Source organism: Lelliottia nimipressuralis (assembly GCF_041464075.1).
Lineage (GTDB): Bacteria > Pseudomonadota > Gammaproteobacteria > Enterobacterales > Enterobacteriaceae > Enterobacter > Enterobacter nimipressuralis.
Window position 1 is genome coordinate 3,541,026 of sequence record NZ_CP167172.1, and the last position, 26,419, is coordinate 3,567,444.

Here is a 26,419-nt window from a genome sequence, read left to right on the forward strand (position 1 = left end):
TGTTTTTCTGTTTTTTTAGTGACTACATGGTGTTAGTAACACATCTGCGGGGCAGTGATCATCACATTTACTGCTTTTTTGCCCGGATTAATCACGCTCTTGCGGAATGATTGAAATGTGACCGTTGCGCTCCAGAATGGCGTATTTGATTTTGCTGAACTCGGTGATGCCCTGGTTCTGCCGCGCTGCGACCAGAATATCATCGCAGGAGACATCCACTTTCCGCAGCTTGTCCGCCAGGGGCATCCCATTTTCCACCAGGATCACCGGAGAACCATCAAGCACGTCCTCCGCCCCGGCAAAGGTTTTCTTCATCAGGCCAAAGAGAATATCCACCACCACCAGCGTCACGATGGTGATCATCGCGCCGGTCACCGAAAAATCATTCCCCAGCAGCGCCTGCTGTGTGGCTTCGCTGATAATCAGCAATAAGATCAGATCAAAGCTGGTCATCTGCAATAACGCCCGACGCCCCGCCACTTTAAACACCACCAGCAAAATCAGGTAGATCGCCAATGCCCGAAAGACCATCTCCATATTGCGCTCCTAGGGATAAATAAACTGCCAGAAAGCGATTTCCGGCTCATCGTTAACGGTTATCCGGTTCACCGCTTTTCCGGGCGTCGTTGGCGTGAGGTACAGGGTCACAGAGAAATCACGCTGACTTTTGATTGTGTTGTAAACCAGGACGAGGGCTTTTCCCTGGCTGTACATCCGATCGGGCTGGGGTGAAAGGGTGCCGGGCTGGAAATTATCTCTGATATCGCCGTCGATACGAAAAATATAGTGTCCGATATTTGATGGGGGGACTGTTGCCCTGAGTTTAAATTCTGTTTGCAGCCGCCCAAAACGCTCGTAATAGATGTGTAATGTCTGGTTATTATTTGTTTTTTCTGCCGAACTGAAATATCCCGTAGAAAAGAAACCGCCCAGCGCCAGCAGTAAAATAAGTAATAAAACCGCAAATCCCACCTGGCGAAATCGCTCCTCCAGGGTGAGGGCAAAACGATTTTCCTTCACGCCAGGCAATGCCTCTTGTTCGTCTTTCAGACTCGACATTTATCACCTCAACCGTTTCGCCTGTCTTTTATAGGCCATTGAGTATTAAGCCTAATCCTCTGTGCCCCTCGTCTTCTATGCCGGAAGAACGCACGGAAATCTGCCTTAATAGTAAGTCAGATCCGCCGTTTCGGGAGGTCAGCCTGCATTTATCTCTTTTGCCTGCCCGCTATGTGTGTTGCAGGTATTCAGAATAAAGGGATTTATTTCACTTAATGTGACCAGGGGTATATAGCGATATCGTTCTTCTGAATCCTTTTTATTCCCGCGCGCAGACTCACCTACCAGAATTAGGGATAACGCACACCGGTATATCCCGTCCTTTAGGATTAATCCCCCTTTTATTCACTCTTCAATATTTAAACAATCTTACACAAATTCACATTGCATCCATTTTGCTTACACAGCACGGAATGTCCGATGATAGCCCGATCCCAATTCGCCATAATAATATCAACCGCCGCAGGGTTGTCTTTCCTGCTTCCTGCTCACGCCGCCGAGCCGGATAATCAATTTATTATTCAGCAGCAACGCCAGAAAGCGCTGGAACAGCAACTCACTCCGCCCGTGCCCGATGTGCGTCTCTCCGAGCCGTCATCCAGCTTTGGCAAAATCGCTTTTCCTGTCGAAACGCCCTGCTTTCCCATTCGCAATGTGACCCTCACCGGGCAGGACGCGCTTCCCCGCTGGCTACCGCTGCAGCGCATTGCCGACCAGGCGCAGGGCCGTTGTCTGGGCGGAAAAGGCATCAACCTGCTCATGAGCACGATGCAAAACCGCCTCGTCGACCACGGCTGGATCACCACCCGCGTGCTGGCGCCCACTCAGGATCTTAAGAGCGGCACGCTGAAGCTGGCGATTGTGCCGGGCTATATCCGCCACGTCCGGCTCACGGAGGACAGCGACGATTATATTCAGCTCTACAGCAGCTTCCCGGCGCACGAGGGTAACCTGCTGGATCTGCGCGATATCGAACAGGGGCTGGAGAACCTTCAGCGCTTGCCGACCGTAGAAGCCAGCATGGAAATTGTTCCCGGCGAACAGCCCGGCGAAAGCGACGTGGTGATCACCCGCAAGCAGTCAAAAATGTGGCGTCTGGGCTTGTCATTGGATGACGCGGGCACCGAGACCACCGGGCGCTATCAGGGCGGCGTGACGCTGTCGCTGGATAATCCTTTCTCACTCAGCGATCTGCTGTACGTCTCCGCCAGCCACGACCTCAACGATCACGGCGGCAAAGGCAGTAAGAACTACACCGGCCACTATTCTGTGCCGTTTGGCTACTGGACGCTAGGCGTGACCGGCAGTGATTACGATTATCACCAGACCGTTGCAGGCCAGAATCAGGATTACCGCTACAGCGGTAAAAGCAAAAACCTGGACGTACAGCTCAGCCGCGTGCTGCACCGCAGCGGTTCACAGAAAACGACCGTGACGGCGGACGTGCTGGCGCGAGAAACGCGCAACTATGTGGATGACACGGAAGTGGGCGTCCAGCGCAGGCAGACGGCGGGCTGGCGTCTGGGGTTACAACACCGCCACTATATCGGCCAGGCCAGCGTGGATGCGGGGGTGAGCTATCAGCGCGGCACCCGCTGGTTCGGCGCTCAGCCGGCACCCGAGGAGGCGTTTGGCGAGGCCACGGCGCTCAGCAAAATCCTCCAGCTCAACGCTCAGCTCGATTTACCGTTTGAAATTGGCACGCAGCAGTTCCGTTACAACGTTCAGTACCTGCGCCAGATAAGCAACACTCCGCTGACGCCGCAGGATCAATTCGCCATCGGCAACCGCTGGACGGTGCGAGGCTTTGACGGTGAGCGCACCCTGAACGCCAGCCACGGCTGGTATGTGCGTAACGATCTGGGCTGGAGCACGCCGCTGCCCAATCAGGAGCTTTACCTGGGTGCCGACTACGGTGAAGTCGGCGGCTACAGCTCAGACCCGCTGATCGGCAAGCATCTGGCCGGGGGCGTTGTGGGCCTGCGTGGAAGCGCCTTCAACACCGGCTATGACCTGTTTGCAGGCACGCCATTCTCAAAACCTGACGGGTTCCACACCAGTTCCCTCACCCTGGGGTTCAACCTCAACTGGAGCTGGTAATGCGCATAGGCAATCTGGATATCAAAGCCCCGCTGCTCCTCGGGGGTGAACAAAACGAAGCCGAAGTGTTGGGGGCCACCGTCTGGCTGTGGATGCACTCGCCCATGCACCGGGATGCGCCGCTGCATGCCCTGCCGACGCTCCTGCTGCCCATCATCAAACGCCAGCAGTACGTGCTGGTGGTGGAGAACGAACGCCCGGTGTTCTTTCTCAGCTGGGCGTGGCTGAACGAAGAGGCGGAAGCCCGCTTCCTCACGCGTCCGTCCATTGAGATGAAAGAAGAGGACTGGGATAGCGGCGACCGCATCTGGTTTTGCGACTGGATTGCCCCCTTCGGTCACACCCGCGCCATGCAAACCTTGATTCGCCACGACCTCTTTGCCGAACACTGCTGGCGGGCGCTTTATCACCGTGGTGCCGAGCGCGGTAAGCGCGTCGTGATGTTCCACGGCAAACACGTCACCCGAGAAGCCGCACAACGCTGGCAACTGAACCACCCGCTCGCCGCCCCGCTGCCGCAAGCGTTTAAAGGAACGACCCATGAATAAGAATCTGTATCGTATCGTCTTCAACAAAGCGCGCGGCATGCTGATGGTGGTGGCGGATATTGCCCGTTCGGGTCGCGCCGGGACCACGCGTGCCGCCGGGATTGGCCATACCCACAGCCAGCTTATCGGTAAAATCAGTGCCATGAGTCTGAGTCTCTGGCTGGCGATGGGTGCGATACAGACGGCGCAGGCCAATATTGTGGCCAACGCGGGGGCGCCAAAAAACCAGCAGCCGACGGTGATCAGCAGCGCCAACGGTACGCCGCAGGTGAATATCCAGACCCCTTCCAAAGCCGGGGTGTCGCGCAATAATTACACCCAGTTTGACGTCAGCCAGAAAGGCGCAATCCTCAATAACTCGCATAAAAATACCCAGACGCAGCTGGGCGGCATGGTGTCGGGCAACCCGTGGCTCGCCAAGGGCGAAGCGAAAGTGATTCTGAACGAAGTCAGCTCCCGCGACCCGAGCAAACTGAACGGCATGATTGAAGTCGCAGGGAAAAAAGCGCAGGTGGTGATCGCCAACCCGTCGGGTATTACCTGTAGCGGATGCGGTTTTATCAACGCCAACCGCGCGACGCTCACCACCGGCCAGGCGCAGATGACCAACGGCAATCTCACCGGGTATAACGTGGAACGCGGTGAAGTGGTGGTGGACGGTGCCGGGATGGACACCTCCGGCGCGGATTACACCGATATCATCGCCCGCTCGGTTAAGGTGAATGCCGGGCTGTGGGCCAAGGATCTGAAAGTCACCACCGGGCGCAACAACGTCGATGCCGCGCATGAACGCATTGAAAAAGGCGCCGATGACATCGCCACGCGACCGCAGCTGGCGGTGGATGTCGCCAGTCTCGGCGGGATGTATGCCGGTAAAATCCGCATGGTCGGGACGGAAAAAGGGGTCGGCGTGCGTAACGCCGGGGCGATGGGTGCCCAGGCCGGTAGCGTGACCCTCACCGCCGACGGGCGCATCGAAAACAGCGGCGTCATTCGGGGCAGTGAAAACGTAACGGTGCAGACCGCTAGCGAATTCGCTAACCGGGGCGCGCTCACGGCGGGCAATAACGCCCAGGTGAAAGCCGCTACGCTCACCAGTGAGAAAAACAGCGTGCTGGCCGCCGGGGTGAAAAACGACGGCAAACTGGCGAGCGCAGGGAATTTAACCCTGAGCAGCAACGGTCAACTGAACGCCCACGGCCAGATGCTGGCAGGCGGCGATATCAGCGTCACAGGTCAGGGGGTAGATATCAGCGGCAGCCAGACCCAGGGCAAACGCGTGTTGCTCGACGGCGGCGCAGGCGATCTCAGCACCGCCAGCGCACAGGTCAGTGCCAATGAACTCACGGCCCGGACCGGAAAACGCCTTAACAACAGCGGCGGTTCCCTCAGCGCCGAGACGGTTACTCTCAGTGCACATGACCTCTCCAACCAACAGGGAAAAGTGATTCAGAGCGGGAAAAACGCGCTGGCGATGGATCTCAAGGGCGAGATCGATAACCAGCAGGGGCAGATCGCCGCGACGCAGGGTGTGTCGCTACACGCGCAATCGCTGAACAACACGGGCGGCCAGGTGGTTGCTGTGGCGGGGAAAACCCGCATCGATACCGGCTCCCTGAATAATGAGCGGGGGCTTATCTCCGCCGCCGCAGGCGACGGTGAGATCCACAGCGCGCAGACGCTTCGCAACGCCGGAGGGCGCATCGAAGCGGCGAAAAGCCAGCACATCGACGCCGCCGGTGTCGATAACCAGCAGGGGGTGATTGTGGCCGATGGCGCGACAATCGCGCTGAACGACGGCCGCCTGAACAACCAGTCCGGCGCCCTGCTCTCCCACGGAGCGCTCAGTATCACCAGCGGCGCGCTGGATAATCAGAACGGTTTTCTCGCCAGTCAGGGCGCCTTAACTCTGGACGGCAGCGACATGGATAACCGCTCTGGTCAGATCGGTTCTAACCAGAGTGTCACCGCCCGCTTTAACACGCTGGTGAATCAGGGCGGTGCGATAAAAGCCGTCGATGCGATGACGCTCACCGGCGGAGTGCTGGATAACAGCCACGGCGAGACTTTCGCCGGGAAAAGCCTCGCCTTCAGCGGCGAAACGCTCAACAACGCTGGCGGGCAGCTGGCGGCAGGTGAAAGCCTGACGCTCGCCCCTGCCAGCCAGTTACTCAATCAGGCCGGACTGTTGCAGGGCGATGGCGTTCAGATCACCACGGCCAGCCTGAGTAATAACAGCGGGACGCTCAACAGCCTGGGATCGCTGGATCTCTCCGCCGGTACGCTCGATAACCAGGCGGGCACGCTGGCGGCGAAAGGTGCGGCAGACATCGCCACCCTTCAGATGGACAACCGCAGCGGCGGGCGCGTGATTGGCGAATCCACCACTGCGCTTCACTCGGATAACCTGCAAAACAGCGGCGGGCAGATCCAGTCGGTGGGCGATCTGCTGATCGACAGCGCGCGCGGCGTGGTGGATAACGTCTCCGGTTTGATTCGCGGCGGGCAGAGCGTGACGCTAAATGCGATCACCTTCGTCAATCAGAACACGCTGGCTGAAAACCAGGGCCTTGAAGGCCAACAGGTGACGCTGAACACCGATGCGATCGCCAACCAGAACGGCAGCCTGCTGGCCGACACGACCCTGATTATTCGCAATACCGGTACGCTGGACAACAGTTCCGGCGCGCTGGCGTCATCCGGCTTGCTGGATATCGCCGGGAGCGGGCTGAACCTCATCAACCAGGGGGGAACGGCGAAAGCGGGTCAAACGCTGAATCTGCATGCGCAAACTATCGACGGCAGCGGTCAGTTACTCTCGCTCGGGAATATGGATCTGAGCAGCGAAAACGGCCTGAACAACAGCGGCGCGGTCATCGCTAACGGCAATCTAACCTTCACGACTCCGGGCGCTCTGACCAACAGCGGGAAACTGCTGGCGGGCAGCGCGCTCAACGTGCAGAGCGCCAGTCTCACCAATAGCGCCAGCGGTGAAATCAACGCCGGCACCAATACCCTGACCACCACCGGCACGCTGGTGAACTACGGCCTGATCGATGGCATCCACACCCGCATTAATGCCGAAACGCTGAATAATATCGGCACCGGGCGTCTCTATGGCGATGCCGTGGGCGTTAACGCCATCACCTTTAACAATCTGGCGGAAAACGGTACGGCGGCAACGCTTGCCGGACGCGAGCGCGTGGACCTCGGCGTGCAGACCCTCAACAACCAGGCGCACGCCCTGATCTATAGCGCAGGCACCCTGTGGGTCGGCGGCGCGCTGGACGAGAGCGGCGCCGCGATCGGACGCGCGGCGGCAATCAATAACCACAGCGCCACCATCGAGTCCGCCGGGGATATGTCGCTCGCCGCCGGGCAGATCAACAACATCAATGACGATTTCGCGACCGAGATCGTGCTGGTTTCCCAGGAGCCGTTAACCGAGTACCAGCACTCAGGCTCCACCAACCGCTGGAAAGCGGGCGACGAGGGAGTCTGGATAGATGGCAACTCCTCAGACGGCCTGCGCAACCTCAATACGCCGGAGCTGAGCGGCCACGGGCACGACGATTTCAACGAGTATAACTACACCCGCACTATCGAAGAGACCCGCATCAAACAGAGCGATCCGGCGAAAATTCTCTCGGGCGGCAACATGACGCTGACGGGCGATCGGCTGTTTAACGATAAGAGCCAGGTGGTTGCAGGCGGAACACTCTCGACCGACGCCATGGGCACGGTGCTCAACGACGATGTCGCGGGCGAGCGGCACACCACCGACGCGGGTTACGTGACGCATTACTACCGCATCCGCCACAAAGGTGACGACGAACAGGGGCGTCGCAGCACTCTCTACACCCCGCCGACCGCGATCCAGAGCATTGCCTTAAAGCCAGGCCAACTGGTGAGTAACGGCAGCGTCGAGGGCAGCAACCTGAGCATCACGCCGCTGGTATTGCAGGGCACGGATACGGCGATCGGCCAGGCGGGAGGCGTCAGCGCGTCGCCGCAGCAGACCGTATCCCCCGGCGAGCCGGTCACGCCACCGGCGGGTCAGCAGTTTGAAGTGACGCCTGCCGACGGTGCCATTCGCATTATCGGTCCAAACACTACCCTGCCGGATAACAGCCTGTTTAAGGTCAATCCGTCATCGGACGTGCCTTATCTGGTGGAAACAGACCCGCGCTTCACTAACGAAAAGCAGTGGCTCGGCAGCGACTATATGCAAAACGCCTTAACCGGTGACAGCGATAACACCCTGAAGCGCCTGGGCGATGGGTATTACGAGCAGCGTCTGGTGCGCGAACAGGTGATTGGCATCACCGGCCAGCGCTATCTGGACGGGTTTAGCAACGACGAAGAGCAGTTTAAATCCCTGATGGATAAAGGGATCACCTTCGGGAAACAGTACTCGCTTAAGCTCGGCGTAGCGCTGACACCAGAACAGATGGCGCTCCTCACGGGCGATATCGTCTGGCTGGTAAATACCCGGGTGAAAATGCCGGACGGCTCGATGCAAAACGTGCTGGTGCCGCAGGTCTACGCCAAAGTGAAACAGGGCGATATTGACGGCTCTGGCGCGCTGATTGCCGGGAACAACGTGTCGATGAAGCTCAATGGCGATCTGTTTAACAGCGGTACCATTGCCGGACGCAAAGTGCTTCAGCTCGATGCGAATAACATCACCAACCAGACCGGCACCCTGCAGGCGGCAGACGTTAACCTCAACGCCCGTACGGATATCAATAACATTGGCGGGGCCATCGTGGGCAGCAGCAGCCTGCAGGCCACGGCGGGCCGGGATATCAACGTCACCAGCACCGTGAACAGCGCGGAAAGTGTTAACGGCGAAAACCGATTTACGCGCACCACCATCGACAGCGTATCCGGCATCTACGTTCAGGACGATGACGGCAAACTGGCGCTGCAGTCCGGGCGCGATATTACCCTGACAGGCGCGCAGGTGATCGCCAGCGGCGAGAACGGCAAAGCGCAGCTGGTGGCCGGGCGGGATCTGAATCTCAACACGGTCACCACCGCCCGCAGCGATAGCCTGATCTGGGATGCGGATAATACCCTCAACCAGCGCAGCGTCGATCAGACCGGTAGCAGCATCAGCGGTACCGGCGGCGTGACGCTGGCGGCAGGAAATGACATCAACGCGCGCGGAGCCTCGGTTAAATCCGACGGGGCGCTGGCGCTCGGTGCAGCACGCGATATCAACATCGAAGGCGTGCTCAACGAAAGCCAGCTCGATGAACGGCATAAAGTGGTGGGCGGCAACGGCTGGATGTCGAAAACTACCACCACGACCCGTGACACGGTGGACAAACAGACCGTTCAGGGCAGCGAACTGAGCGCCAATACCGTGCAAGTCATCGCCGGAAATGATCTGACGGTCGCGGGAAGTAGCGTCGTTGGCAGCGGAAACGTTGCGCTTAAAGCCGGTAACGATCTGGCCCTCACCAGCATGGGCGGACGCAATGACCAGACGCATCTCAGGCAGGAGAAAAAATCGGGGCTGTTAAGCTCCGGTGGGATTGGCTTTACCGTCGGCTCCCATAAAGAGACCACCGATCAGGCAAGCCAGGCGCTGGCGGGCCAGGGGGCGATGGTGGGCAGTCTGCAGGGCGATACGGTGATGCTGGCAGGCAACGACTACCGTCAGACCGGCAGCTCGGTCTCCTCCCCTAACGGCAACGTCGCCATTCAGGGGAAAAACGTCACCATCGAGGCGGCGCAGGACACCTATGCGTCACAGTACAAACGGACCGTCGAGCAAAAAGGCTTTACCCTGGCCGTTAACGTGCCAGTGGTGATGGCGGCTCGCGGCGCGCTGGAAACCGCGCAGGACGTGGGCAAAAGCAATGACGACCGCATCAACATGCTGGCTGCCGCCAACGCGGCATGGGACAGCGCCCGTGCTGCCAGCGCAATGATGAACACCGCGCAGGGGCTAATGGCAAACGGCGCGCAGGCCGTGGCGCAGAACGTGAGCGTGTCGCTCACCTATGGCCAAAGCAAGCAGACCAATACGGAAGAGATCAACAGCACCAGCGCGCTGGCAAGCACCGTTAACGCCGGTAAACAGGCGGTGGTGGTGGCAACCGGTGGCAAACAGTCGAATATCAATATCGTTGGCTCCGATGTCAGCGGCAAACAGGGCACCACCCTCTTTGCCGACAACGACGTTAATATTGTGGCGGCAAAACAGGAGCGCCACGAGCGGGACGATAATCAGTCCACCGGCTGGAATGCGGGTGTGGCAGTGAGCTACGGCCAGGGCGGAGCCTCGTTTGGCGTCACCGCTGGCGCGAACGTCGGCAAAGGCCACGGCAACGGCGATGAGGTCTCCTGGCGCAACAGCCATGTCGGTGACATGGATGGTCAGACCCAGATTATCAGCGGCGGCACCACCACTCTGCGTGGCGGCCAGCTGCTGGGCAAAGGGGTGGATATCACCGCCGACAACCTGAATATCGAAAGCCTGCAGGACACCATGAAATACGACGGTAAGCAGATGAATGCCGGCGGACAGGTCACGGTGGGCTTCGGCTTTGCGGCATCAGGCAATTACGGGCAGTCGAAGGTCAATGCCGATTACGCCTCGGTGCAGGAGCAGTCCGGCGTCTTCGCGGGGGCCGATGGCTATCAGATCAACGTGAAGGATCACACGGATCTGAAAGGGGGCCTGATTACCTCCAGCGAAAGCGCAGAGCTGGCGGGAAATAACCAGTTCAGCACCGGCACACTGAGCTGGAGCGATATTCATAACAGCTCGGAGTACGAAGGCAACGGGTTTGCCGTCGGGGGAGCCACCAGCATGAATACCGATTTTGGGCTGGGCGATAACGCCACGCCGCAAAGCAGCAAAACCGTGCGCACCGACGATGGTTCTTATGTCCCGGCACAGGGCTATGCCTCCCTCAACAAGAGCACGAGCTTTGGGATTGGGCATGACAGCGGCAGCGACAGCTCCGTCACCCGTAGCGGGATCAACACCGAGAATGTCACAATTACCCTCCCTGACGGGCAAACACAGCCGATCGACGGCATTAAAACGGACATCACCACCGAAACGGCGGCAGCGAATTCCGGTCGCCTTGAGAATAACTTCGATAAAGACGACGTGTTTAAAGAGCTGAATTTGCAGGTGCGCGTGACGCGTGATTTCAAAGAAAATGCGAATAATCAGATTGGGCAACTGCTGGACGCGCAGCAGGCGACGGCACAAGCTGCGTTGAAACAGGCTATAGATTCGGGCGATAAAGCGAAGCAACAAGAGGCGCTGACCGCAGTCTATAAACTGCAATATCAGCGACGCTTCCTGCAAACCCTGGTGGGGATCGTCGCCGGATCGCCGGATACCGCCATCACTCAGGGCACGCTGGCACTGGCCGCCACAAAAATGCGTGAAGAGACCATCAAAAACTCCCTGATCTTTGAGGGCATAGCAGATACCGAGAAGTCCTACAGCAACGTTTCAGGCGAGAGCAATGGTCTCTATGATGGCATTAAAGCCGGCGGTGTCAGGGTTGGCCTGGACGTGATCTGTGGTACAGCCAATGAACGCTGCTCGACGGCTGATGACGCGGGCAAAGTGCTTCTGCGTGATGAAAATGGCAGGGTCATTTATAAAGGCAATGCCGAATATCCGACCATCGATGCTTTCCTGAAAAAAAGCCCTGAAGCGGCAAGCCTCTTTGGGCCTACGGGTGGATTCCAGGGAACCGGAGGATTATTGGTCCCCTTCGGCGAATACAAGCCGGGCACATTCTGGGGGGATATTGGTGACACCATCGTCGAGTCTTATGCCGGTACGCATGATTATATCGGCGGTCAAGTGCCTGGTTTTTATGACAGCGAAGGAAATACTTCCCGCGGGCGCAGCCCGTTAACGGAAACCGCGGCAAACACCTGGACCGTTGTCGCAATTCCTCTGGCCACGCCTTTCGCCATGTCCGAAATGGTTTCACCTGAGTTGCTGGACTTTATCTTTAATGCATCCAAATGAGGTTAAAACAATGACATTACGTCGCGGCTTACTTTTACTTTGTCCTCTTTACTTACCCGGATGCGTTGTTGCCGATCTGGATTCGACCAATTATCAGTACGTCCCCTATGTCCAGACCATCCAGAAAAAAGGCACTCTCGGACATACCAATACGGCGCAGCGCAAACAGGATCTTTACGCCTGTGGTTTAGACAAAAAAATTGATCCTGACACGCAGCCATTTAACCGTAATCAGCTTGTCGGAGGCGAAACGATGGCACAGCACGATAAGCGAATCGCCCATCTTGAGAATTGCATGATGGAAAAAGGCTATGTGTTACTCGATTTTGGTCAATGTGGCCCCTTAAAAGCCCCGACCGGAAAATGTAATTAACGAAATAAAAGCGCCAGCGGATTGCGCCCTAAATAAAACCACTCCCTCCCCTACCAATATAGGGGAGGGATACACCAGGAATATTCCGGGCTTTAGGATTAATCCCCATTTCATCGCCTGCCAAAAAAACCAACAATTTTAACCGTTTCATTTGCCATGGAATGTCCATGACATTTTTGCCGGATGACACCGGCGTGACCCACAATAAAATAACGGCACAAGGATTACGGAAAATGAAAAAAATATCTCTGGCGGTATTCGTGGCGGCAAGCCTTGCCAGCGGCGCAGCTCTGGCGGATAACCAGACGGTTTCTCTTGGCTATGCGCAGAGCAAAGTTGAGAACTTTAAAAATATTCGCGGTGTTAACGCGCAATATCGCTACGAATGGGACTCCCCGCTCAGCGTTATCGGTTCTTTCACCTATATGAGCGGCGATGACGACCAGAAATATTATGTCGATTCTGATTCCGTCAAAAATCATATCGACGTGAAATATTATTCCCTGATGGCCGGTCCGGCTTATCGCATTAATGAATATGTTTCGTTATATGCGCTGGGCGGGGTGGCACATACCAAAGCCGATGTGGATACCAAATGGGTGAACGCGGGCGACGGCTATACGCAAAAAGACAGCCTCTCTGAAAAATCGACCTCTTTTGCTTACGGCGCGGGAGTGCAATTTAACCCAACCGACGAACTGGCCGTTAACGTCGGTTACGAAGGGACGAATGCCGATATCGACGGCAGCCACTCAATTAATGGCTGGAACGTCGGCGTCGGGTATCGCTTCTAATTCTGCCCTGCCCCTCTCTGCGGGAGAGGGGCTATGGTCGACACATGCTGAACAAGGTGTGCAATAAACTGCGTCAGTTTCGGCAACGGGCGTAAATCCTGGCGCCAGAGTAGGTGCACCGGTCTCGGCTGCGGAGTGAAAGGCGCCAGCACGCGGATCAACCGTCCACTCGCCAGCTCGTCGGCCACCAGCACTTCCGGTTGTAATAACAAACCCGCCCCGGCCACCGCCGCCGTGCGTAACCCATATCCGTCGTTACAGCGCAGGATCGCATCGCGCTTCCAGCGCACCTCCCCTTCCACGCCCGGTAGCCGCCACTCGTTGCGCGCGGTCCAGACCGTATGCGACAGGCACAGATGATCGACCAGATCGGCAGGCATTTGCGGCGTGCCGTGGCGTGCCAGATAGTCCGGCGCCGCGCAGATCACCATCCTGTACGGACAGAGATATTTCGCGACCAGATCGTCGTTACGAATATCACCGATACGGATCGCCAGATCGAAGCCCTCGTTGACCATGTCCACCATCCGGTTGGTCAGATCCAGCTCGACGCGCACCTCCGGCCACGCCTGAAGAAAGGTCGCCGTGAGCGGCGCGATGACACACCCGCCAAAGGAGGTCGGCGCGCTGATGCGCAGCGTGCCAGCCGGGGCTGCACGCAGGCGCTCCACGGCGCTTTCGGCAATCGACACCTGCTCCAGCACCCGTTTCGCCTCGTCGTAAAACACCCGCCCGGCGTCTGTCAGGCTCTGGCGGCGCGTGTTGCGCTCCAGCAGTCGCGTGCCGAGCTGCGTCTCCAGCAGGGCAATGTACTTTCCAACCATCACCGCCGACATCTCCAGCCGACTCGCCGCCAGCGTAAAACTGCCGCTTTCGACCACGGCGATAAAAGTCTCCATGCCGCGAAGCTTATCCATATTGCAAACCCCTGGTTAGTAATCCTCTAACTTTAGCCCAGTTTATCCGAATTCTGTTTTATTAAAGAATGGAGGCTCACAACATGAAGGAGTCTGCTATGAAAATCGTCATTATTGGTGCCAGCGGTACGGTTGGCCGCGCCGTGACAGAAGAGCTCAGCCGTAAACATGAGGTCATTCGCGTTGGCCGCACGCAGGGTGATGAGCAGGTGGATATTACCTCGCAGGAGAGCGTGCAGGCCCTGTTTGAAAAAATCGGCCCGGTGGATGCGATTGTCTCGGCCAGCGGCGGGCTGCATTTTGGCCCCCTGGCGACCATGAAAGACAGCGATTTCAACCAGGGTTTGCAGGACAAGCTGCTGGGGCAAGTGCGCCTGGCGCTTACCGGACAGCACTACCTGAATGAAGGCGGGTCCATAACCCTGATCAGTGGGATTGTCGCCCACGAACCGATTGCCCAGGGGGTGAACGCCACCACCGTGAATGTGGCGCTCGAAGGGTTTGTGCGCGCTGCGGCTTGCGAACTGCCGCGCGGCATTCGTATCAACCTGATTAGCCCGACGGTGCTGACCGAATCCGCCGAAGCCTACGACGGATTCTTCCCCGGCTTTGAAAGCGTGCCTGCCGCCACCGTCGCGCTGGCCTATCGCCGCAGCGTGGAAGGCGTGCAGAGTGGCCGGGTTTATAAAGTCGGTTACTGAGGCTTAACGGCGGCGATCAACACCAGCATCGGTCGCTCCGCTTCTTCGGCCAGCGCGGGCCAGGCGTCAATCTGCGCCTGCGTTGGACCCCACTCGTTGACTTCGCGAAGGCTTAAACCTGCGTGAATCAGCGCATTCAGCGTCGTACCAAGCGTGCGGTGATATTTGATCACGCCGTCCGCCAGCCAGTTGCTGACGCGCTGTCCCTCCTGCTGATACTGATTCACTCCCCAGAACCGCTCGCCGTTGTCATCCGTCAGCCAGCCCTGGCGCGAAGCGCAGGTGTAGATCGGATGCTCCATCGAAAAGACCAGGCTGCCGCCGGGTTTGAGCGCGCGCTGAACGTGGCGAAAAAGTGTATCGAGTTCCGGCAGATAGTGCAGCGCAAGCGAGCTGTAAACCAGATCGAGACTGTTGTCTTCCAGTTTCACATCCTCGAGATCGCGGCGTTGATACGTGATGGCGGGATCGGCGGTAAGCTCGGCGGCACGGGCGAGCATTTTCTCGGAGATATCGACGCCCGTCACCTGCGCCGCGCCGAGCTCACGCGCGCTGCGGCAGAACCAGCCGTAACCGCAGCCCAAATCGATGACCGTTTTTCCGGTCAGATCGGGTAGCATGGATTTGAGCGTCGGCCATTCCGGTGCGCCGTCCAGCCCCTGCACCGAGCGCGGAAGCTGGGCGTAGCCCTCGAAAAACGCCGGATTGTCGTAAATATTTTGTGCCATCGCAGATCCCTCTTTGTGAATATGCGTAGCAGTATATCGCAGGGTTTGGGTTTTGTTGGCCGGGTAAGGCGTAACCGTCACCCGGCGCACTGTTAGCTCACGGTGCCCCACACCAGGTTCCCGTTATGGAACGTCGCGGTTCGCGGGGAAATGCGCGCAACGGCTTCTGCCGAGCAGGAGGCGTCCACCAGCACAAAACTCGCGGCATCCTGCGCTTTCGGCCACACGCGTTCGCCTTTGTCGTTCAGTGGCAGTACGTTGCCAGTCGCAATGCCCAGCGCGCGGGACAGCGTTTGCTCGTTCGGACGGATGTAGAGCTGCGCATACAGGTTCGCTTTTTCTAGCATGTCTCCCAGACCGTACGGCGACCAGTGGTCGATCACGCTGTCGGTGCCCGTCATCACAAATACGCCTTTGTCGCGCAGCTGTTTGAGCGGCATGTGTAAGGTGCCAATCGGCACGGTCGAGGCGACGGTGATTTGCTGCGCCGCCATGCGCGTGGCCAGGGCATCCACTTGCTGTTCGTTAAGCGTCGCCAGCGCAAAGCCGTGGCTGATGGTCAGCTTTCCCTTTAACGCTGGGGTTTTCTCGACCGTCTCCACCATATAATTCACCGCCGCCACGCCTGCGGGGCTGGTCTCGTGCAGGTGGATATCCACCCCTTTGTCATAATCCAGTGCGATCTGGAACATGGTATCGAGAGATTTTTCCATCGCGCCGTCGACGTTAGTCGGGTCCAGCCCGCCGACGTAGTGCGCACCGGCCTGCATCGCTTCACGCATCAGCGGTTCGCATTTTGACAGCAGCAGCCCATGCTGCGGGAACGCAACAATTTCGCAGTCAAAACCGGGCTTACGCCGCGCCAGCACCGCCTGCAGGTTTTCCAAATTCTTCAGGCCGGAGGTGGGTTCGATATTGCAGTGGCTGCGGGCGATGGTCGAGCCTTTGGACTGAATCAGGTCGATCAGCTTTTCCGCACGTTCCTGCGTATAAGGTTGCAGCTCGGGCAGCAGTTTTTGTTCGAGGCGGATCATGTCCTGAATAGTGGTGCCCGCCGGGCGATTCAGCGAGCGCCAAGGGCCGCCGTAGAAGGTCTTGTCCAGATGGATGTGCATGTCGCGCATCGCCGGGAGCATCAGCTTGCCTCCCGCATCGTAATGGGGCAGCGCGCTGTCGGCATGGCTTTTGTTGTCACGCAGGGCGACGATTTTGCCGTCCTGGATCTCCAGGGTTTTAAGCTCGGTGCGGGTGCTGGTTGCCACATCGCCGTCGACGTTAAATCCGGCCTCCAGCAGCACGTTGTCGAGGTAGTAATGTTTCGCGGTGATGTTCATCGTTTTGCCCGTCTCGCAGGTGTTCTTCGCTGTCTCAGCAGCATACGCGACGGAGCCGGTCGCGCCAAACAGCGCGCAGGCAGTGACCATTTTGCCGCTCTGGCTGATAAACTCACGGCGGCTTTTATTCTCTTTCATCGTATCTTCCTTTTAGTGCTCTTTTACGCATTCACAATGTGAGTGCCGGTCTCACCGCGCAGCGCCGCAGGCAGGCAGTCTGGCGAGGTAATGATGACCCGTTTGCCGCCCTGTTTCAGGAACGCCAGACTGGCGACTATTTTCGGCAGCATACTGCCCGCCGGAAAATGACCCTCTTCCATGTAGCGCGTCATCTGCGCCACGCTCACGGTATCCAGCGCCTGCTGGTTCGGCTTGCCAAAGTTGATGCACACCTTCTCAACGCCGGTGGTGATCACCAGTACATCGGCGGCGATTTCGCGTGCCAGCAGCGCGGTGGAGAGATCTTTATCAATTACCGCGTCGACGCTCTGATAGTCCCCCTCTTGAGTGCGGATCACCGGAATCCCGCCGCCGCCGGCGCCGATCACCACAAAGCCTTTTTGCGTCAGCGCTTTGATGGCGTCGGCTTCAACGATGCGCACCGGCTGCGGCGAGGCGACCACCCGACGATAGCCGCGCCCGGAATCCTCGACAAAGTGCCAGTCCGGATGGGCGAGCTGCAGCTCATCGCGCTGGGCTTCACTGAAGAAGGCACCGATAGGTTTAGTCGGATGAGTAAAGCCGGGATCGTGTTGATCCACTTCCACCTGGGTGACCACCGTCACCGCCTTTTGCTCCCCGCGCGCCGCGAGACGGTTGTTCAGCGCCTGCTGGATCAGATAGCCGATCCCGCCCTGCGTGTCGGCCACGCAGTTGGCGAGCGGCGTCAGGGGCAGCCCTTCGCGCTCGTGGGCAATCTCTGCACGCCTGAGATCAAGCCCCACCTGCGGGCCGTTGCCGTGAGTAAGGACGATGTCGTAGTCGGAGGCAAGCATCTCTAATACCGACTCCGCCACCGCTTTGACCGCCTGCGCCTGATGCTCTATCGACTGACTGGCGTTATCTTTGATAATGCTGTTACCACCGATGGCGACGACCATGAGTTCTTTCATTGTGTTTCCTTTATGGGTGCGGTCTGGCCCCCTCACCCGGCCCTTTTCCCTCTGGAAGAGGATAAGGGTGAGGAGATCAGGCATTATCAGGACTCAGAAACCGGCGCGACCGACCGCGCGACTTCGCGGCTGTCCAGCACATGTTTCACCACGAACATCCCGCTCATCATCAGGTACGCCGTCACAAACATTAGCGAACTGCCTTCGGCAAATCCCACCACCGGCGCGTGAATCACGCCGAACAGTGCCAGCAGCGCCCCCACCGCCGCGGCAATCGCTCCGCGCAGGGGTTTATTGATGATGGCGAAGATCGCGATACAACCCCAGAGCATGCTGGCGAGCGGTGCGCCGTTGCCCAGATGCACCAGCCCTTCGTAGTAGATGCCTTTGCTGTGCAGCACGTCGGTGCCGATTTTCGCCGCATTGGTTCCCGCCGCCCCCATCACGCTGTTCATCATGGTCAGCGCCCAGTTGGCGATCCACGGGAACAGACAGATAAAGATGACGGGCACCTCCACTTTGGGCGTTTCCCTCACCACCTGGTTGGCGGTGACGACGCCGATAAACACCAGAATCGGCACGATGGCGGTCATCGGAATGATGGCGAGCATAAACGCCCCCAGCCCGAACAGCGGTACGATGAACATGGTGACGCCTGACGCCAGGGTGTAGCCAATGCTTGCGCCCATCGCTTTCCAGCCCGCGTGACCGACGTAGACCGTCACCGGGAACGGGTTGCCCATCAGACAGCCGAGCATGGAGGCCAGACCGTTTGCCAGCATCACCTTGCGGGTCGGGTATTCGTCCCCCGCCGCGTGGGCGCTTTCGATGTTTTCGAGGTCAAAGATATAGTTCGCCAGCCCCAGTGGAACCGCCGAGGCCAGATACGGCAGAGCGTGCGGCAGGCCTTGCATGAAACTGTCAACGTGGACTTCCGGCGGGTTAAAGCCGAACGATGACATGGACGCTTTGATCGCTTCCGGGCTTTGCAGACCGGAGATCCACGCCAGCGCCGTCCCGGCGATCAACAGCAACAGACCGGTCGGGATGCGGGCGAAAATCGGTTTTTTGCCGAACCAGTTGATGAAGATCAGCAGCAGCACGATGAAGGAGACCGTCGGCGCTTCGAACGCCTGCAGCATCGGGTTCATCGCCAGCAGCAGCAGACCTAAACCGGACAGGCACGACAGCAGCACGGTGCGCGGGATCATCTTGCGGATGGTTTCGCCTAAAAATGAGCCGCCCGCCAGAATCATTGCTTCAACAAAGCACCACACCAGACCAATCTGGATGGCGAAATCCGCGTCGCCGGTCTGCTGGTAAACCGGCATCAGCACCAGGAACGTCACCGTGAAAATGGACGGCGCACTTGGGCCAGAGGGCAGAGCCGTCACATCCGTGCGCCCGGTCTGGCGCTGCATCTGCAGGCCAAACCACGCGTAGCAGATGCTGGCGACCAGCACCGCCAGCCCGAAGGCTGGCGCGATACGTCCATAAACAATCTCTTTCGGGATGCCGACGACAAAAATGAGCAGCCCCATCATGGTCAGCAAATTGGTCAGGTTGTTGGTCATCAGGCCGAAATAGGCCGCCCAGTCACCTCTTTTCCACTCCAGTTTCATGCTTTTCATGGATGCTTGCCTTATAAAAAGTAGCGATCGCGGAAGGTCAACAGCGCCTTTTCAAAACAGCTAAATGGCGGGTGAACGATGCCCGCCCCAATCATGCCGATCCCGGCGTCTTTGTGGGCAATGGCGGTGTTGATCACCGGCAGGATGCCGCTGGCGGCAACTTTAGTGATATCAATCGCCGTCGGAATGCCCATAAACGAGAGCAGCGGAATGGTGACGTTCGGGTTTTCGCCGAGGGTGATTTCGCGCATCTGGCGCGAGAAGTCGATGGCTTCGTCCACCGTACCGCCCACCAGCGCGACAATTGCCGGAGCCGTCGCCATCGCGAACCCGCCGATGCCGTAGGTTTCGGTGATGGCGCTGTCGCCGATATCCAGACCGGAGTCCTCCGGCTTGTAACCGGCAAACATCGGGCCGATCACCTGCTGCGCCGGGCCGGTAAACCACTGCCCCGGCAGGCCGGAAATGCGCAGGCCGAATTCATAGCCGTTGCGCGCCATGGTGGTGACGACGGTGCTGTATTCGATACCGTGCGCCGCATCCAGCGCGGCTTTGCACATTGCCATCCACGTCGGGCCGGAGAAGTAGTCGCTGCTCGCCACGAACTCGAACACCTGACGCTGCTGCTCTACCGGATAACCGGCCTGAATCAGCCCCGGCGTCAGGGCCTGGATCAGCAGCGTGGTGCCCGCGTTATTACGGTTGTGGCACTCGTCGCCCATGTGCAGCGCCTGGGCCAGCATTAAGCGCAGATCGATTTCGCCGATGATTTTCATCGCATCGCGCAGCATCGGGCCGAGCACGTCGCGCATCCAGTTCAGACGGTCGATCACGCTCTGATCGTTGGCCCCCATGCGCAGGATTTTTGCCATCTGCTCACTGAGGTTGGTGAACGCGCGATTACCGTAGGTTTTGTTCTCGACGATGTGCATAAACATCGACGCCGACGTGACGCCCGCCATTGAGCCGACGCAGTCGTGTTCGTGGCACGGCGAGAACGTAATTTTCCCGGAAGCCGCCAGGCGTTCGGCGTCGCTCAGAGAATCAGCCAGCCCTTCAAACACCAGCGCCCCCGTCACCGCACCGCGCATCGCGCCGCACATGTTTTCCCACGCCACCGGTGGCCCGGCGTGCAGAATGGTCGTAGGGGTCATGCCAGGCACCACGTTGATGGCCTGGTCGAAGCCCACCAGCACCGGATGTGACTGGATAATCCGCTCCAATGCCACTTTGTTGGCGGCGGCAATTTTCCCGGCGAGTGTCGGCTGCGCCAGTTGATCCAGCGCCTCGACCACCTCCAGATTGCCCTGCCCCGGCGGCGTCCAGTCGAGCTGCGTGACCGGGACGTGCTGTTTTTTCAGATCGTCGCTGAACAGGGCGATGCCTACGTTAATGACGTTCAACGGCTGGTTAAATAAGGTTTTCATCAGGCTTTCTCTCCTTTGCAGACAAATTCACGCGCCAGTAATCCGGTGTTAGTGCTGCTGCTCGCCCAGATCACACCTGCGTCTGTCAGCAGCTGGCACTGCTGCGACAGGGACGGAGTATCCAGATCGGTGCCCAGCACGTAGCCGAGGATCTCGAGCGGGCGGTTGTCCGCTTTGGCGATGGCCTGCGCCTCTTTGATGGCGTCGATCATCACCCCGACCGGATCCTCGTGAGAGCCGAAACCGAGCACGAAATCCATCACGATGACGCCCACTTCCGGGTCGCGCGCCTCCTGCAACAGGCGGCTGATGCGGTTGGTCGGATCGATCATCGGGTGCGGTTTGCCGTTGGTGAAATCATCGTCGCCAAAATCGAGGAAAGTGTGGGCCTGGCTGACGTTGAGATCCGCCAGACGTTTGGTCGGGTCCGGCTGAATGTTGCTGTAGACGTCGTCGAATTTTTCCAGCGCCGCGAACATCGCTTCGTCACACAGGGTGCCGCCGCAGAACAGACCGCGAATGTACTTTTGCTGTGGCGTGAGGCGAGCGCGCACCTCTTCAATTAATGGCCAGTTGAGCGGGTGGAGATCGAGAGACTCTTTTTTGATGCCCGTGAGCAGAACCGCTTTCAGGGCCGCCTCTTTGGTGCCGCGCGCGAACTGTAAACCCTCTTCATCGGCTGGCGGTTCGTTACGACCGAGGAAGCAGACAACGACCGGTTTGCGGCAGGCGCGGGCGCGGGCCAGCACGTTTTCGGCCACCTTCGGCGCAGGCGGTTTGGAGATGAGCGCGATCACTTCAGTGGCTTCATCGGCTTCCAGCATATCGATGGCGTCGAGCATCATCAGGCCGCCGATCTTTTCGCTCAAATCGCGCCCGCCGGTGCCGATGAGCTGTGAAATTCCGCCGCCAAACTCATGAATACGCGCGCTCAGCTCCTGGCTGCCGGTCCCCGACGCGCCGACGATGCCAATCGGCCCGCGACGTACCGCGTTGCCAAAGCACAGTGCTGCGCCGTTGATAATGGCGGTTCCGCAGTCAGGTCCCATCATCAGCAGACCTTTCTGGTGCGCCAGCTGCTTGAGGGCCAGTTCGTCGTCGAGACTGACGTTATCGGAGAAGAGCATCACGTTGAGATCGTTTTCCAGCGCCTGGCGTGCTTCGCGGGCGGCGAACAGGCCATTGACGGAGATCACCGCCAGGTTGCTGTCGGGGCGATGCGTTTTAGCGCTGGCGAGGGTGGCGAAACGGGCTTCGTGCGCGCCGCCGCTCTCTTTACGGGTAAATAAGGCTTCGATGGCAGCCAGCGTTTCGTCACTGGCGGCCTCGCCTTTAATCACAATCATCAGGTCGCCGTTTTTAGCGTCCTGCAATTCCGGCGTTAATAATCCCAGGTTTTTTAATACGCCTTTATTCATTTCAGTCGCCATCGCCACAAACGCCTGTTCCACACCGTGCAATTTATTGGCTTTGGTCGAGACCGACATCAGCGAGACAGAATCAAAATAGGTATTCTTTTTAATAACGATTTTGGTGGGCATGTTTTCCTCCCGAATGCGGGCAAAAGGGGGCCGCCATCATGATTAAGGCATGATGGTAAACGTGAAAAAATTCAGGTCAGGCAAGCCCGAAACGGCTTGCCGAATACATTACGCGCCGGCGGCTAACAGCAGTTCAGCAATCGCGTGATAGCCTTTTTCGCGCGCCAGTTCGAGCGGGGTTTTCCCGTATTTGTCGGTCATGTGTGGATTGGCGCCGTGGTCGAGGAGTAATTTGACGATCTCCTGCTGTTTCGCCCCGCCGTCGTTGAGGACGATGGCTTCCAGTAAGGGCGTCCAGCCGACAAAGTTGGTGTGGTTAACGTTGATATCCGTATGCGCCAGCAGCTCGCGGACAATCTCCACGTGGCCTTTTTCGCTCGCAGGGGTAATCCCCACGCCGCCAAAGCGTGACAGGCGATCGAGATCCGGATTGGCCGGCAGGACGATGCGCAGCAAGGTAAGGTCATTCGTCAGGCAGCTAATTAAGAACGGGTTAAAACAGGTCTGGTCCTGTTTATCGATATCCGCACCGGCGGAAATAAGGAATTCAACGCAAGGATAATGCTTTTTCAGGCTGGCAATAATAATGGCGGTTCGTTTCTGGCGATTGGTGGCATTGATGTCCACCCCTTTTTCCAGACAGGCTTTGAGTGCATCCAGATTGCCCTGCTCTGCCGCAAGCAGAAATTCAGTAACGAGTTCATTTGCAGACATATTCAGACTCCGATGTTTTCATTTCTGATGACCTGAGAATAGCAACAGCCCGGTGATAAAAGAATCCGCTTAAATTTCATTCATCGTAAGGACAGTGATTATTGAATGGAAATCAACAGTCGGGCCAAAACGTGCGTCGGTGCAATGTTTTTCTTATCGTTGACGCCCTTTTCCGCCGTAAAAGCGCATTCTGCTTATGCCTCGACACGCCTTGCCTGGCGCGGCCTGAAACAAAATAGCAGAAGTGTGATAGTGCTCAAATGAGATGTAACTGCAGTGTTAAATATTGTTCAAAACTGATTGCCGTTGCGGGCGATTACAAATAGATTCAACAATACCGCCGGGGCTTATGTGAGGGGCTGCGCCATGAATTCGATATTTACCGAAGAGAACCTGCTGGCTTTTACCGCCGCCGCACGCTTCGGCAGTTTTAGCAAAGCGGCCGAAGAGCTGGGCGTGACCACTTCCGCCATTAGCTACACCATCAAACGGATGGAGACGGGGCTGGACGTGGTGCTGTTTGTGCGCAATACGCGCAGCATCGAGCTGACGGAGTCCGGGTTTTACTTTTACCGTAAAGCGACGGATCTGCTGAATGACTTCCACGCCATCAAACGCGGGATTGATACCATTTCACAGGGTATCGAAGCGCGGGTGCGGATCTGTATCAACCAGCTGTTATACACACCGCGTCATACCGCCCGGCTGTTACAGGTCTTAAAAAAACAGTTCCCCACCTGCCAGATCACCGTCACCACCGAGGTGTATAACGGCGTGTGGGATTCGATCATTAATAATCAGGCCAATATTGCGATTGGCGCGCCGGATACGCTGCTTGACGGCGGCGGGATTGATTACACGGAAATCGGCGCGATTCGCTGGGTTTTTGCTATCTCTCCCCAGCACCCGCTGGCGTTTTCCCCGGAGCCGATTGCCGAGAGCCAGCTGCGCCTCTATCCCAACATCATGGTCGAAGACACGGCGCATACGATCAATAAAAAAGTGGGCTGGTTGCTGCACGGGCAGGAGGCGATTCTGGTGCCGGACTTTAACACCAAATGTCAGTGTCAGATTTTGGGCGAGGGAATTGGATTTTTACCGGAACATATGGCGCGCGAAGCGGTAGAAGATGGATTACTGGTGACGCGACGCATTAACAATCCGCGCCAGGACTCGCGCATGCTGCTGGCCACGCAGCATGCCGCGACCGGCCAGGTGACCCGCTGGATCAAACAGCAGTTTGGGCCTCAGGGGGTACTGACCGGGATATATAGCGATTTACTGTGGCGTGATTAACGCGCGTTTTTAATCGCGGCTCTGCACCCAGAAGGCGTGAATAAGCCCCGGGATGTAACCCAGCAGCGTCAGAATGATATTCAGAATAAACGCCCAGCCGAAACCTTTACCGAGCAGAACACCCAGTGGCGGGATCAGAATAGTAATAACGATACGCCAGAAACCCATACTTTCTCCATTCAAGCTAAAAAAAGAACATTGTTAAAAAAAGTTTTAACGTTAAGCGTAGCGAGTTTACCGTGTCGCGCCATTCCTTAAGTCTGCTTTTACGCTCCTTTACCCTTTTTACAATCACTTAGACTAACGATTAAGGGGTATTCACGCGTTACACCTGTACCCGGCTGATGACGTGGGCTAAGGTAAGAAATACCAAAACGAGGAGGACATTATGTTTACTGTTGGAGATGTTGTGCAGCCACGTATGGGCGGGCCAAAGCTGAAAGTCGTTGAAGTGCATGACGATCAAATTGTTGCCGTGCAGGCGAGCAATGAGCAGGGAGAGAAGTTTACGCTGAAGGCGGCGGATGTGGCGCTGTATAAAGAAGACGGCGATTTCGGCGTCTGCTGAAAGCTCAGGGCGGTGAGATACCGCCCTGATGTGAAATCACTTAGATTAAGAAATCATCCAGTGACTGGCCATTTGCCAGCGCAGTGGCGATTGGCTTAGGCGTACGGCCCTGGCCGGTCCAGGTTTTCACTTCGCCGTTTGCGTCAGTGAAACGGTACTTCGCTTCACGCGCCTGACGTTTTTGCGGCTGGCTGGCACCTTTCAGAACGTCTTTACCCAGCAGATCTTCTGGAGAAATACCGTCAGCTTTCATCAGCTCTAACAGAGCATTAATTTTCTGCTGCTGTTCAGCCTGCTGACTCTGCATTTCATCTTGCTCATTACGTTTTTCTTCCGTAACAATGCGGAATTTTTCCAGCATTTCTTCAAGCACATCAACAGAAAACTCGCGCGCCATTGCGCGAAGGGTACGGATATTATTAAGATTTTGTAACATTGAAGACATATTACTGAAGACCTTTTATGAGTTGATTCAATGAGCAATAGTTCAATATGGTAATCCACTTTACTTTGAATATCCAGCGAGATTCCTCCCAGACTTTTATTAAGGATATTCAACAATATTTAATTAATTATCCTTACCTTTATTTGCATTCCATTCAATATTGCTTTTGTTTAGCTCACACTTTCTATTTTTTATGAGCACGTTTTTGAGCAAACGCTGCCCCTCTTTCGCGCAATGCTGAATAATCACTCAACTGTTAAGCATAACTAAACAAGATAACGTTCAGAACAATTCACCACTAAACAGGCAAAAATAGAACATTAATAACACGTCGCGACGTTTTTACCCGTTCGGAAGTTGAGTCTGCTGAGACGATAATTTTCTCGAATACATCTTATTGCTCACATTCACTCATTTAATTGATTTACAAGCATATTTACAAGATAAAAACAGAAAGCACCGCCGCAGTGAAAAAGCGGGATGTTTTAGAGCATTTCATGGACTAAAGGCCATTAAATAAATATTTTTCACTCATTGTGACTTTCAAAGCAGAGAGATACTCTATACACGCTCAACAAACCAACCTAAAGCACCATGCGCTGCAGGTAAAATCTCTGTTTTATGTTCTTCTCAAGGAGTTCGGACATGTTCTCACCGCAGTCTCGCCTGCGTCATGCAGTTGCAGACACTTTCGCGATGGTCGTCTACTGTTCCGTAGTGAACATGCTGATCGAGATATTCCTCTCCGGAATGTCTTTTGAGCAGTCCCTTTCTTCCAGACTGGTGGCCATTCCGGTCAACATTCTTATTGCATGGCCGTATGGTTTTTACCGTGACGCCGTCATGCGCCTGGCGCGCCGTTTTAGCCCGTCGGGCTGGCTCAAAAACCTGGCAGACGTGCTGGCTTACGTCACCTTCCAGTCACCGGTATATGTGGCGATTTTGCTGACCGTCGGCGCAGACTGGCATCAGATTGCGGCTGCCGTCAGCTCGAATATTGTGGTGTCGATGTTGATGGGTGCGGCCTATGGCTACTTCCTGGACTATTGTCGCCGCCTGTTTAAAGTCAGCCAGTATCATCAGTCTCAGGCGTAAAGTGCTGCGACTGGCCGCT

21 protein-coding genes are annotated in these 26,419 nt (G+C 57.1%); 9 read left to right on the plus strand and 12 right to left on the minus strand.

Features of this window, described 5'->3' with window-relative positions:
- Nucleotides 1–87: 87 nt before the first annotated feature.
- Both ACB496_RS17010 and ACB496_RS17015 read right to left on the minus strand, forming a co-directional pair.
- The gene (locus ACB496_RS17010) at nucleotides 88–537 is read right to left on the minus strand and encodes a DUF421 domain-containing protein (RefSeq protein WP_100779218.1); all 450 of its coding nucleotides are present in this window, start codon (nucleotides 535–537) and stop codon (nucleotides 88–90) included.
- 9 nt (nucleotides 538–546) lie between these two features.
- Nucleotides 547–1,059, minus strand: a complete 513-nt coding sequence (locus ACB496_RS17015; protein WP_371973121.1) for a hypothetical protein — start codon at nucleotides 1,057–1,059, stop codon at nucleotides 547–549.
- 420 nt (nucleotides 1,060–1,479) lie between these two features.
- Between ACB496_RS17015 and ACB496_RS17020 the strand changes: the two genes are divergently transcribed.
- The 5 genes from ACB496_RS17020 to ACB496_RS17040 all read left to right on the plus strand — a co-directional run bounded on the left by ACB496_RS17020 (nucleotide 1,480) and on the right by ACB496_RS17040 (nucleotide 12,891).
- Complete coding sequence (locus ACB496_RS17020) at nucleotides 1,480–3,159, plus strand: ShlB/FhaC/HecB family hemolysin secretion/activation protein (protein ID WP_371973122.1); 1,680 nt, start codon at nucleotides 1,480–1,482, stop codon at nucleotides 3,157–3,159.
- On the plus strand, nucleotides 3,159–3,707 hold the full coding sequence (locus ACB496_RS17025; protein WP_100779216.1) for a toxin-activating lysine-acyltransferase: 549 nt from the start codon (nucleotides 3,159–3,161) through the stop codon (nucleotides 3,705–3,707). Before ACB496_RS17020 ends, ACB496_RS17025 begins: the two co-directional genes overlap by 1 nt.
- Nucleotides 3,700–11,724 carry a hemagglutinin repeat-containing protein gene (locus ACB496_RS17030; protein ID WP_371973123.1) on the plus strand — a complete coding sequence of 2,675 codons (8,025 nt, stop codon included), beginning with the start codon at nucleotides 3,700–3,702 and terminating at the stop codon, nucleotides 11,722–11,724. The genes ACB496_RS17025 and ACB496_RS17030 overlap by 8 nt, the downstream gene beginning before the upstream one ends.
- Before the next feature lie 10 nt (nucleotides 11,725–11,734).
- Nucleotides 11,735–12,097 carry a hypothetical protein gene (locus tag ACB496_RS17035; RefSeq protein ID WP_371973124.1) on the plus strand — a complete coding sequence of 121 codons (363 nt, stop codon included), beginning with the start codon at nucleotides 11,735–11,737 and terminating at the stop codon, nucleotides 12,095–12,097.
- A 233-nt stretch (nucleotides 12,098–12,330) separates the two neighbouring features.
- Nucleotides 12,331–12,891, plus strand: a complete 561-nt coding sequence (locus ACB496_RS17040) for an Ail/Lom family outer membrane beta-barrel protein (protein ID WP_107702982.1) — start codon at nucleotides 12,331–12,333, stop codon at nucleotides 12,889–12,891.
- Here ACB496_RS17040 and ACB496_RS17045 read toward each other — a convergent pair.
- Nucleotides 12,888–13,808 (minus strand): LysR substrate-binding domain-containing protein, encoded by a 921-nt coding sequence (locus ACB496_RS17045; protein WP_371973125.1) that lies wholly within the window; start codon nucleotides 13,806–13,808, stop codon nucleotides 12,888–12,890. The two genes, ACB496_RS17040 and ACB496_RS17045, sit on opposite strands and share 4 nt — an antisense overlap.
- Nucleotides 13,809–13,906: 98 nt before the next feature.
- Here ACB496_RS17045 and ACB496_RS17050 point away from each other — a divergent pair, with 98 nt between their 5' ends.
- Entirely contained in the window at nucleotides 13,907–14,509 is a 603-nt protein-coding gene (locus tag ACB496_RS17050) for a short chain dehydrogenase (RefSeq protein ID WP_234419524.1), read from the plus strand.
- Here the strand turns inward: ACB496_RS17050 and ACB496_RS17055 are convergent.
- From ACB496_RS17055 to ACB496_RS17085, 7 genes are all read right to left on the minus strand, one after another.
- Entirely contained in the window at nucleotides 14,503–15,237 is a 735-nt protein-coding gene (locus ACB496_RS17055) for a bifunctional 2-polyprenyl-6-hydroxyphenol methylase/3-demethylubiquinol 3-O-methyltransferase UbiG (protein WP_129035020.1), read from the minus strand. The genes ACB496_RS17050 and ACB496_RS17055 overlap by 7 nt on opposite strands.
- Before the next feature lie 92 nt (nucleotides 15,238–15,329).
- Entirely contained in the window at nucleotides 15,330–16,709 is a 1,380-nt protein-coding gene (locus ACB496_RS17060; protein ID WP_107702979.1) for an amidohydrolase family protein, read from the minus strand.
- A 23-nt stretch (nucleotides 16,710–16,732) separates the two neighbouring features.
- A complete protein-coding gene (locus ACB496_RS17065; protein ID WP_312070147.1) occupies nucleotides 16,733–17,683 on the minus strand; it encodes a carbamate kinase family protein in 951 nt (316 codons plus the stop codon).
- A gap of 86 nt (nucleotides 17,684–17,769) precedes the next feature.
- Nucleotides 17,770–19,314: a xanthine permease gene (locus ACB496_RS17070; protein ID WP_129035021.1), complete on the minus strand. Its 1,545-nt coding sequence runs from the start codon at nucleotides 19,312–19,314 to the stop codon at nucleotides 17,770–17,772.
- 11 nt (nucleotides 19,315–19,325) lie between these two features.
- Nucleotides 19,326–20,741 carry a DUF1116 domain-containing protein gene (locus tag ACB496_RS17075; protein WP_371973126.1) on the minus strand — a complete coding sequence of 472 codons (1,416 nt, stop codon included), beginning with the start codon at nucleotides 20,739–20,741 and terminating at the stop codon, nucleotides 19,326–19,328.
- Nucleotides 20,741–22,282: an acyl-CoA synthetase FdrA gene (gene fdrA, locus ACB496_RS17080; protein WP_371973127.1), complete on the minus strand. Its 1,542-nt coding sequence runs from the start codon at nucleotides 22,280–22,282 to the stop codon at nucleotides 20,741–20,743. Before fdrA ends, ACB496_RS17075 begins: the two co-directional genes overlap by 1 nt.
- Nucleotides 22,283–22,390: 108 nt before the next feature.
- The gene (locus ACB496_RS17085) at nucleotides 22,391–22,996 is read right to left on the minus strand and encodes an ankyrin repeat domain-containing protein (protein ID WP_100779204.1); all 606 of its coding nucleotides are present in this window, start codon (nucleotides 22,994–22,996) and stop codon (nucleotides 22,391–22,393) included.
- A gap of 366 nt (nucleotides 22,997–23,362) precedes the next feature.
- Here ACB496_RS17085 and ACB496_RS17090 point away from each other — a divergent pair, with 366 nt between their 5' ends.
- The gene (locus ACB496_RS17090; protein WP_100779203.1) at nucleotides 23,363–24,292 is read left to right on the plus strand and encodes a LysR substrate-binding domain-containing protein; all 930 of its coding nucleotides are present in this window, start codon (nucleotides 23,363–23,365) and stop codon (nucleotides 24,290–24,292) included.
- Between the two features lie 9 nt (nucleotides 24,293–24,301).
- Here ACB496_RS17090 and ACB496_RS17095 read toward each other — a convergent pair whose 3' ends face one another.
- A complete protein-coding gene (locus ACB496_RS17095; RefSeq protein WP_100779202.1) occupies nucleotides 24,302–24,460 on the minus strand; it encodes a YqaE/Pmp3 family membrane protein in 159 nt (52 codons plus the stop codon).
- A 220-nt stretch (nucleotides 24,461–24,680) separates the two neighbouring features.
- Between ACB496_RS17095 and ACB496_RS17100 the strand changes: the two genes are divergently transcribed.
- Entirely contained in the window at nucleotides 24,681–24,860 is a 180-nt protein-coding gene (locus ACB496_RS17100) for a hypothetical protein (RefSeq protein ID WP_100779201.1), read from the plus strand.
- Between the two features lie 40 nt (nucleotides 24,861–24,900).
- Here the strand turns inward: ACB496_RS17100 and stpA are convergent, their stop codons facing one another.
- Nucleotides 24,901–25,305, minus strand: a complete 405-nt coding sequence (gene stpA, locus ACB496_RS17105; RefSeq protein ID WP_100779200.1) for a DNA-binding protein StpA — start codon at nucleotides 25,303–25,305, stop codon at nucleotides 24,901–24,903.
- Nucleotides 25,306–25,950: 645 nt separating this feature from the next.
- Between stpA and alaE the strand changes: the two genes are divergently transcribed.
- Nucleotides 25,951–26,400, plus strand: a complete 450-nt coding sequence (alaE, locus tag ACB496_RS17110) for an L-alanine exporter AlaE (RefSeq protein ID WP_107702974.1) — start codon at nucleotides 25,951–25,953, stop codon at nucleotides 26,398–26,400.
- The last annotated feature ends 19 nt before the right edge of the window (nucleotides 26,401–26,419 follow it).

Bases quoted from the DNA above. Each gene is read 5' to 3' on its own strand.
- ACB496_RS17085 (WP_100779204.1), bottom strand. From the start codon at position 22,996: ATGTCTGCAAATGAACTCGTTACTGAATTTCTGCTTGCGGCAGAGCAG.
- ACB496_RS17035 (WP_371973124.1), top strand. From the start codon at position 11,735: ATGACATTACGTCGCGGCTTACTTTTACTTTGTCCTCTTTACTTACCC.
- ACB496_RS17045 (WP_371973125.1), bottom strand. From the start codon at position 13,808: ATGGATAAGCTTCGCGGCATGGAGACTTTTATCGCCGTGGTCGAAAGC.
- ACB496_RS17020 (WP_371973122.1), top strand. From the start codon at position 1,480: ATGATAGCCCGATCCCAATTCGCCATAATAATATCAACCGCCGCAGGG.
- ACB496_RS17015 (WP_371973121.1), bottom strand. From the start codon at position 1,059: ATGTCGAGTCTGAAAGACGAACAAGAGGCATTGCCTGGCGTGAAGGAA.
- ACB496_RS17055 (WP_129035020.1), bottom strand. From the start codon at position 15,237: ATGGCACAAAATATTTACGACAATCCGGCGTTTTTCGAGGGCTACGCC.
- ACB496_RS17060 (WP_107702979.1), bottom strand. From the start codon at position 16,709: ATGAAAGAGAATAAAAGCCGCCGTGAGTTTATCAGCCAGAGCGGCAAA.
- fdrA (WP_371973127.1), bottom strand. From the start codon at position 22,282: ATGCCCACCAAAATCGTTATTAAAAAGAATACCTATTTTGATTCTGTC.
- ACB496_RS17040 (WP_107702982.1), top strand. From the start codon at position 12,331: ATGAAAAAAATATCTCTGGCGGTATTCGTGGCGGCAAGCCTTGCCAGC.
- ACB496_RS17030 (WP_371973123.1), top strand. From the start codon at position 3,700: ATGAATAAGAATCTGTATCGTATCGTCTTCAACAAAGCGCGCGGCATG.
- ACB496_RS17090 (WP_100779203.1), top strand. From the start codon at position 23,363: ATGAATTCGATATTTACCGAAGAGAACCTGCTGGCTTTTACCGCCGCC.
- stpA (WP_100779200.1), bottom strand. From the start codon at position 25,305: ATGTCTTCAATGTTACAAAATCTTAATAATATCCGTACCCTTCGCGCA.
- alaE (WP_107702974.1), top strand. From the start codon at position 25,951: ATGTTCTCACCGCAGTCTCGCCTGCGTCATGCAGTTGCAGACACTTTC.
- ACB496_RS17070 (WP_129035021.1), bottom strand. From the start codon at position 19,314: ATGAAAAGCATGAAACTGGAGTGGAAAAGAGGTGACTGGGCGGCCTAT.
- ACB496_RS17050 (WP_234419524.1), top strand. From the start codon at position 13,907: ATGAAAATCGTCATTATTGGTGCCAGCGGTACGGTTGGCCGCGCCGTG.
- ACB496_RS17010 (WP_100779218.1), bottom strand. From the start codon at position 537: ATGGAGATGGTCTTTCGGGCATTGGCGATCTACCTGATTTTGCTGGTG.
- ACB496_RS17065 (WP_312070147.1), bottom strand. From the start codon at position 17,683: ATGAAAGAACTCATGGTCGTCGCCATCGGTGGTAACAGCATTATCAAA.
- ACB496_RS17025 (WP_100779216.1), top strand. From the start codon at position 3,159: ATGCGCATAGGCAATCTGGATATCAAAGCCCCGCTGCTCCTCGGGGGT.
- ACB496_RS17075 (WP_371973126.1), bottom strand. From the start codon at position 20,741: ATGAAAACCTTATTTAACCAGCCGTTGAACGTCATTAACGTAGGCATC.
- ACB496_RS17100 (WP_100779201.1), top strand. From the start codon at position 24,681: ATGTTTACTGTTGGAGATGTTGTGCAGCCACGTATGGGCGGGCCAAAG.
- ACB496_RS17095 (WP_100779202.1), bottom strand. From the start codon at position 24,460: ATGGGTTTCTGGCGTATCGTTATTACTATTCTGATCCCGCCACTGGGT.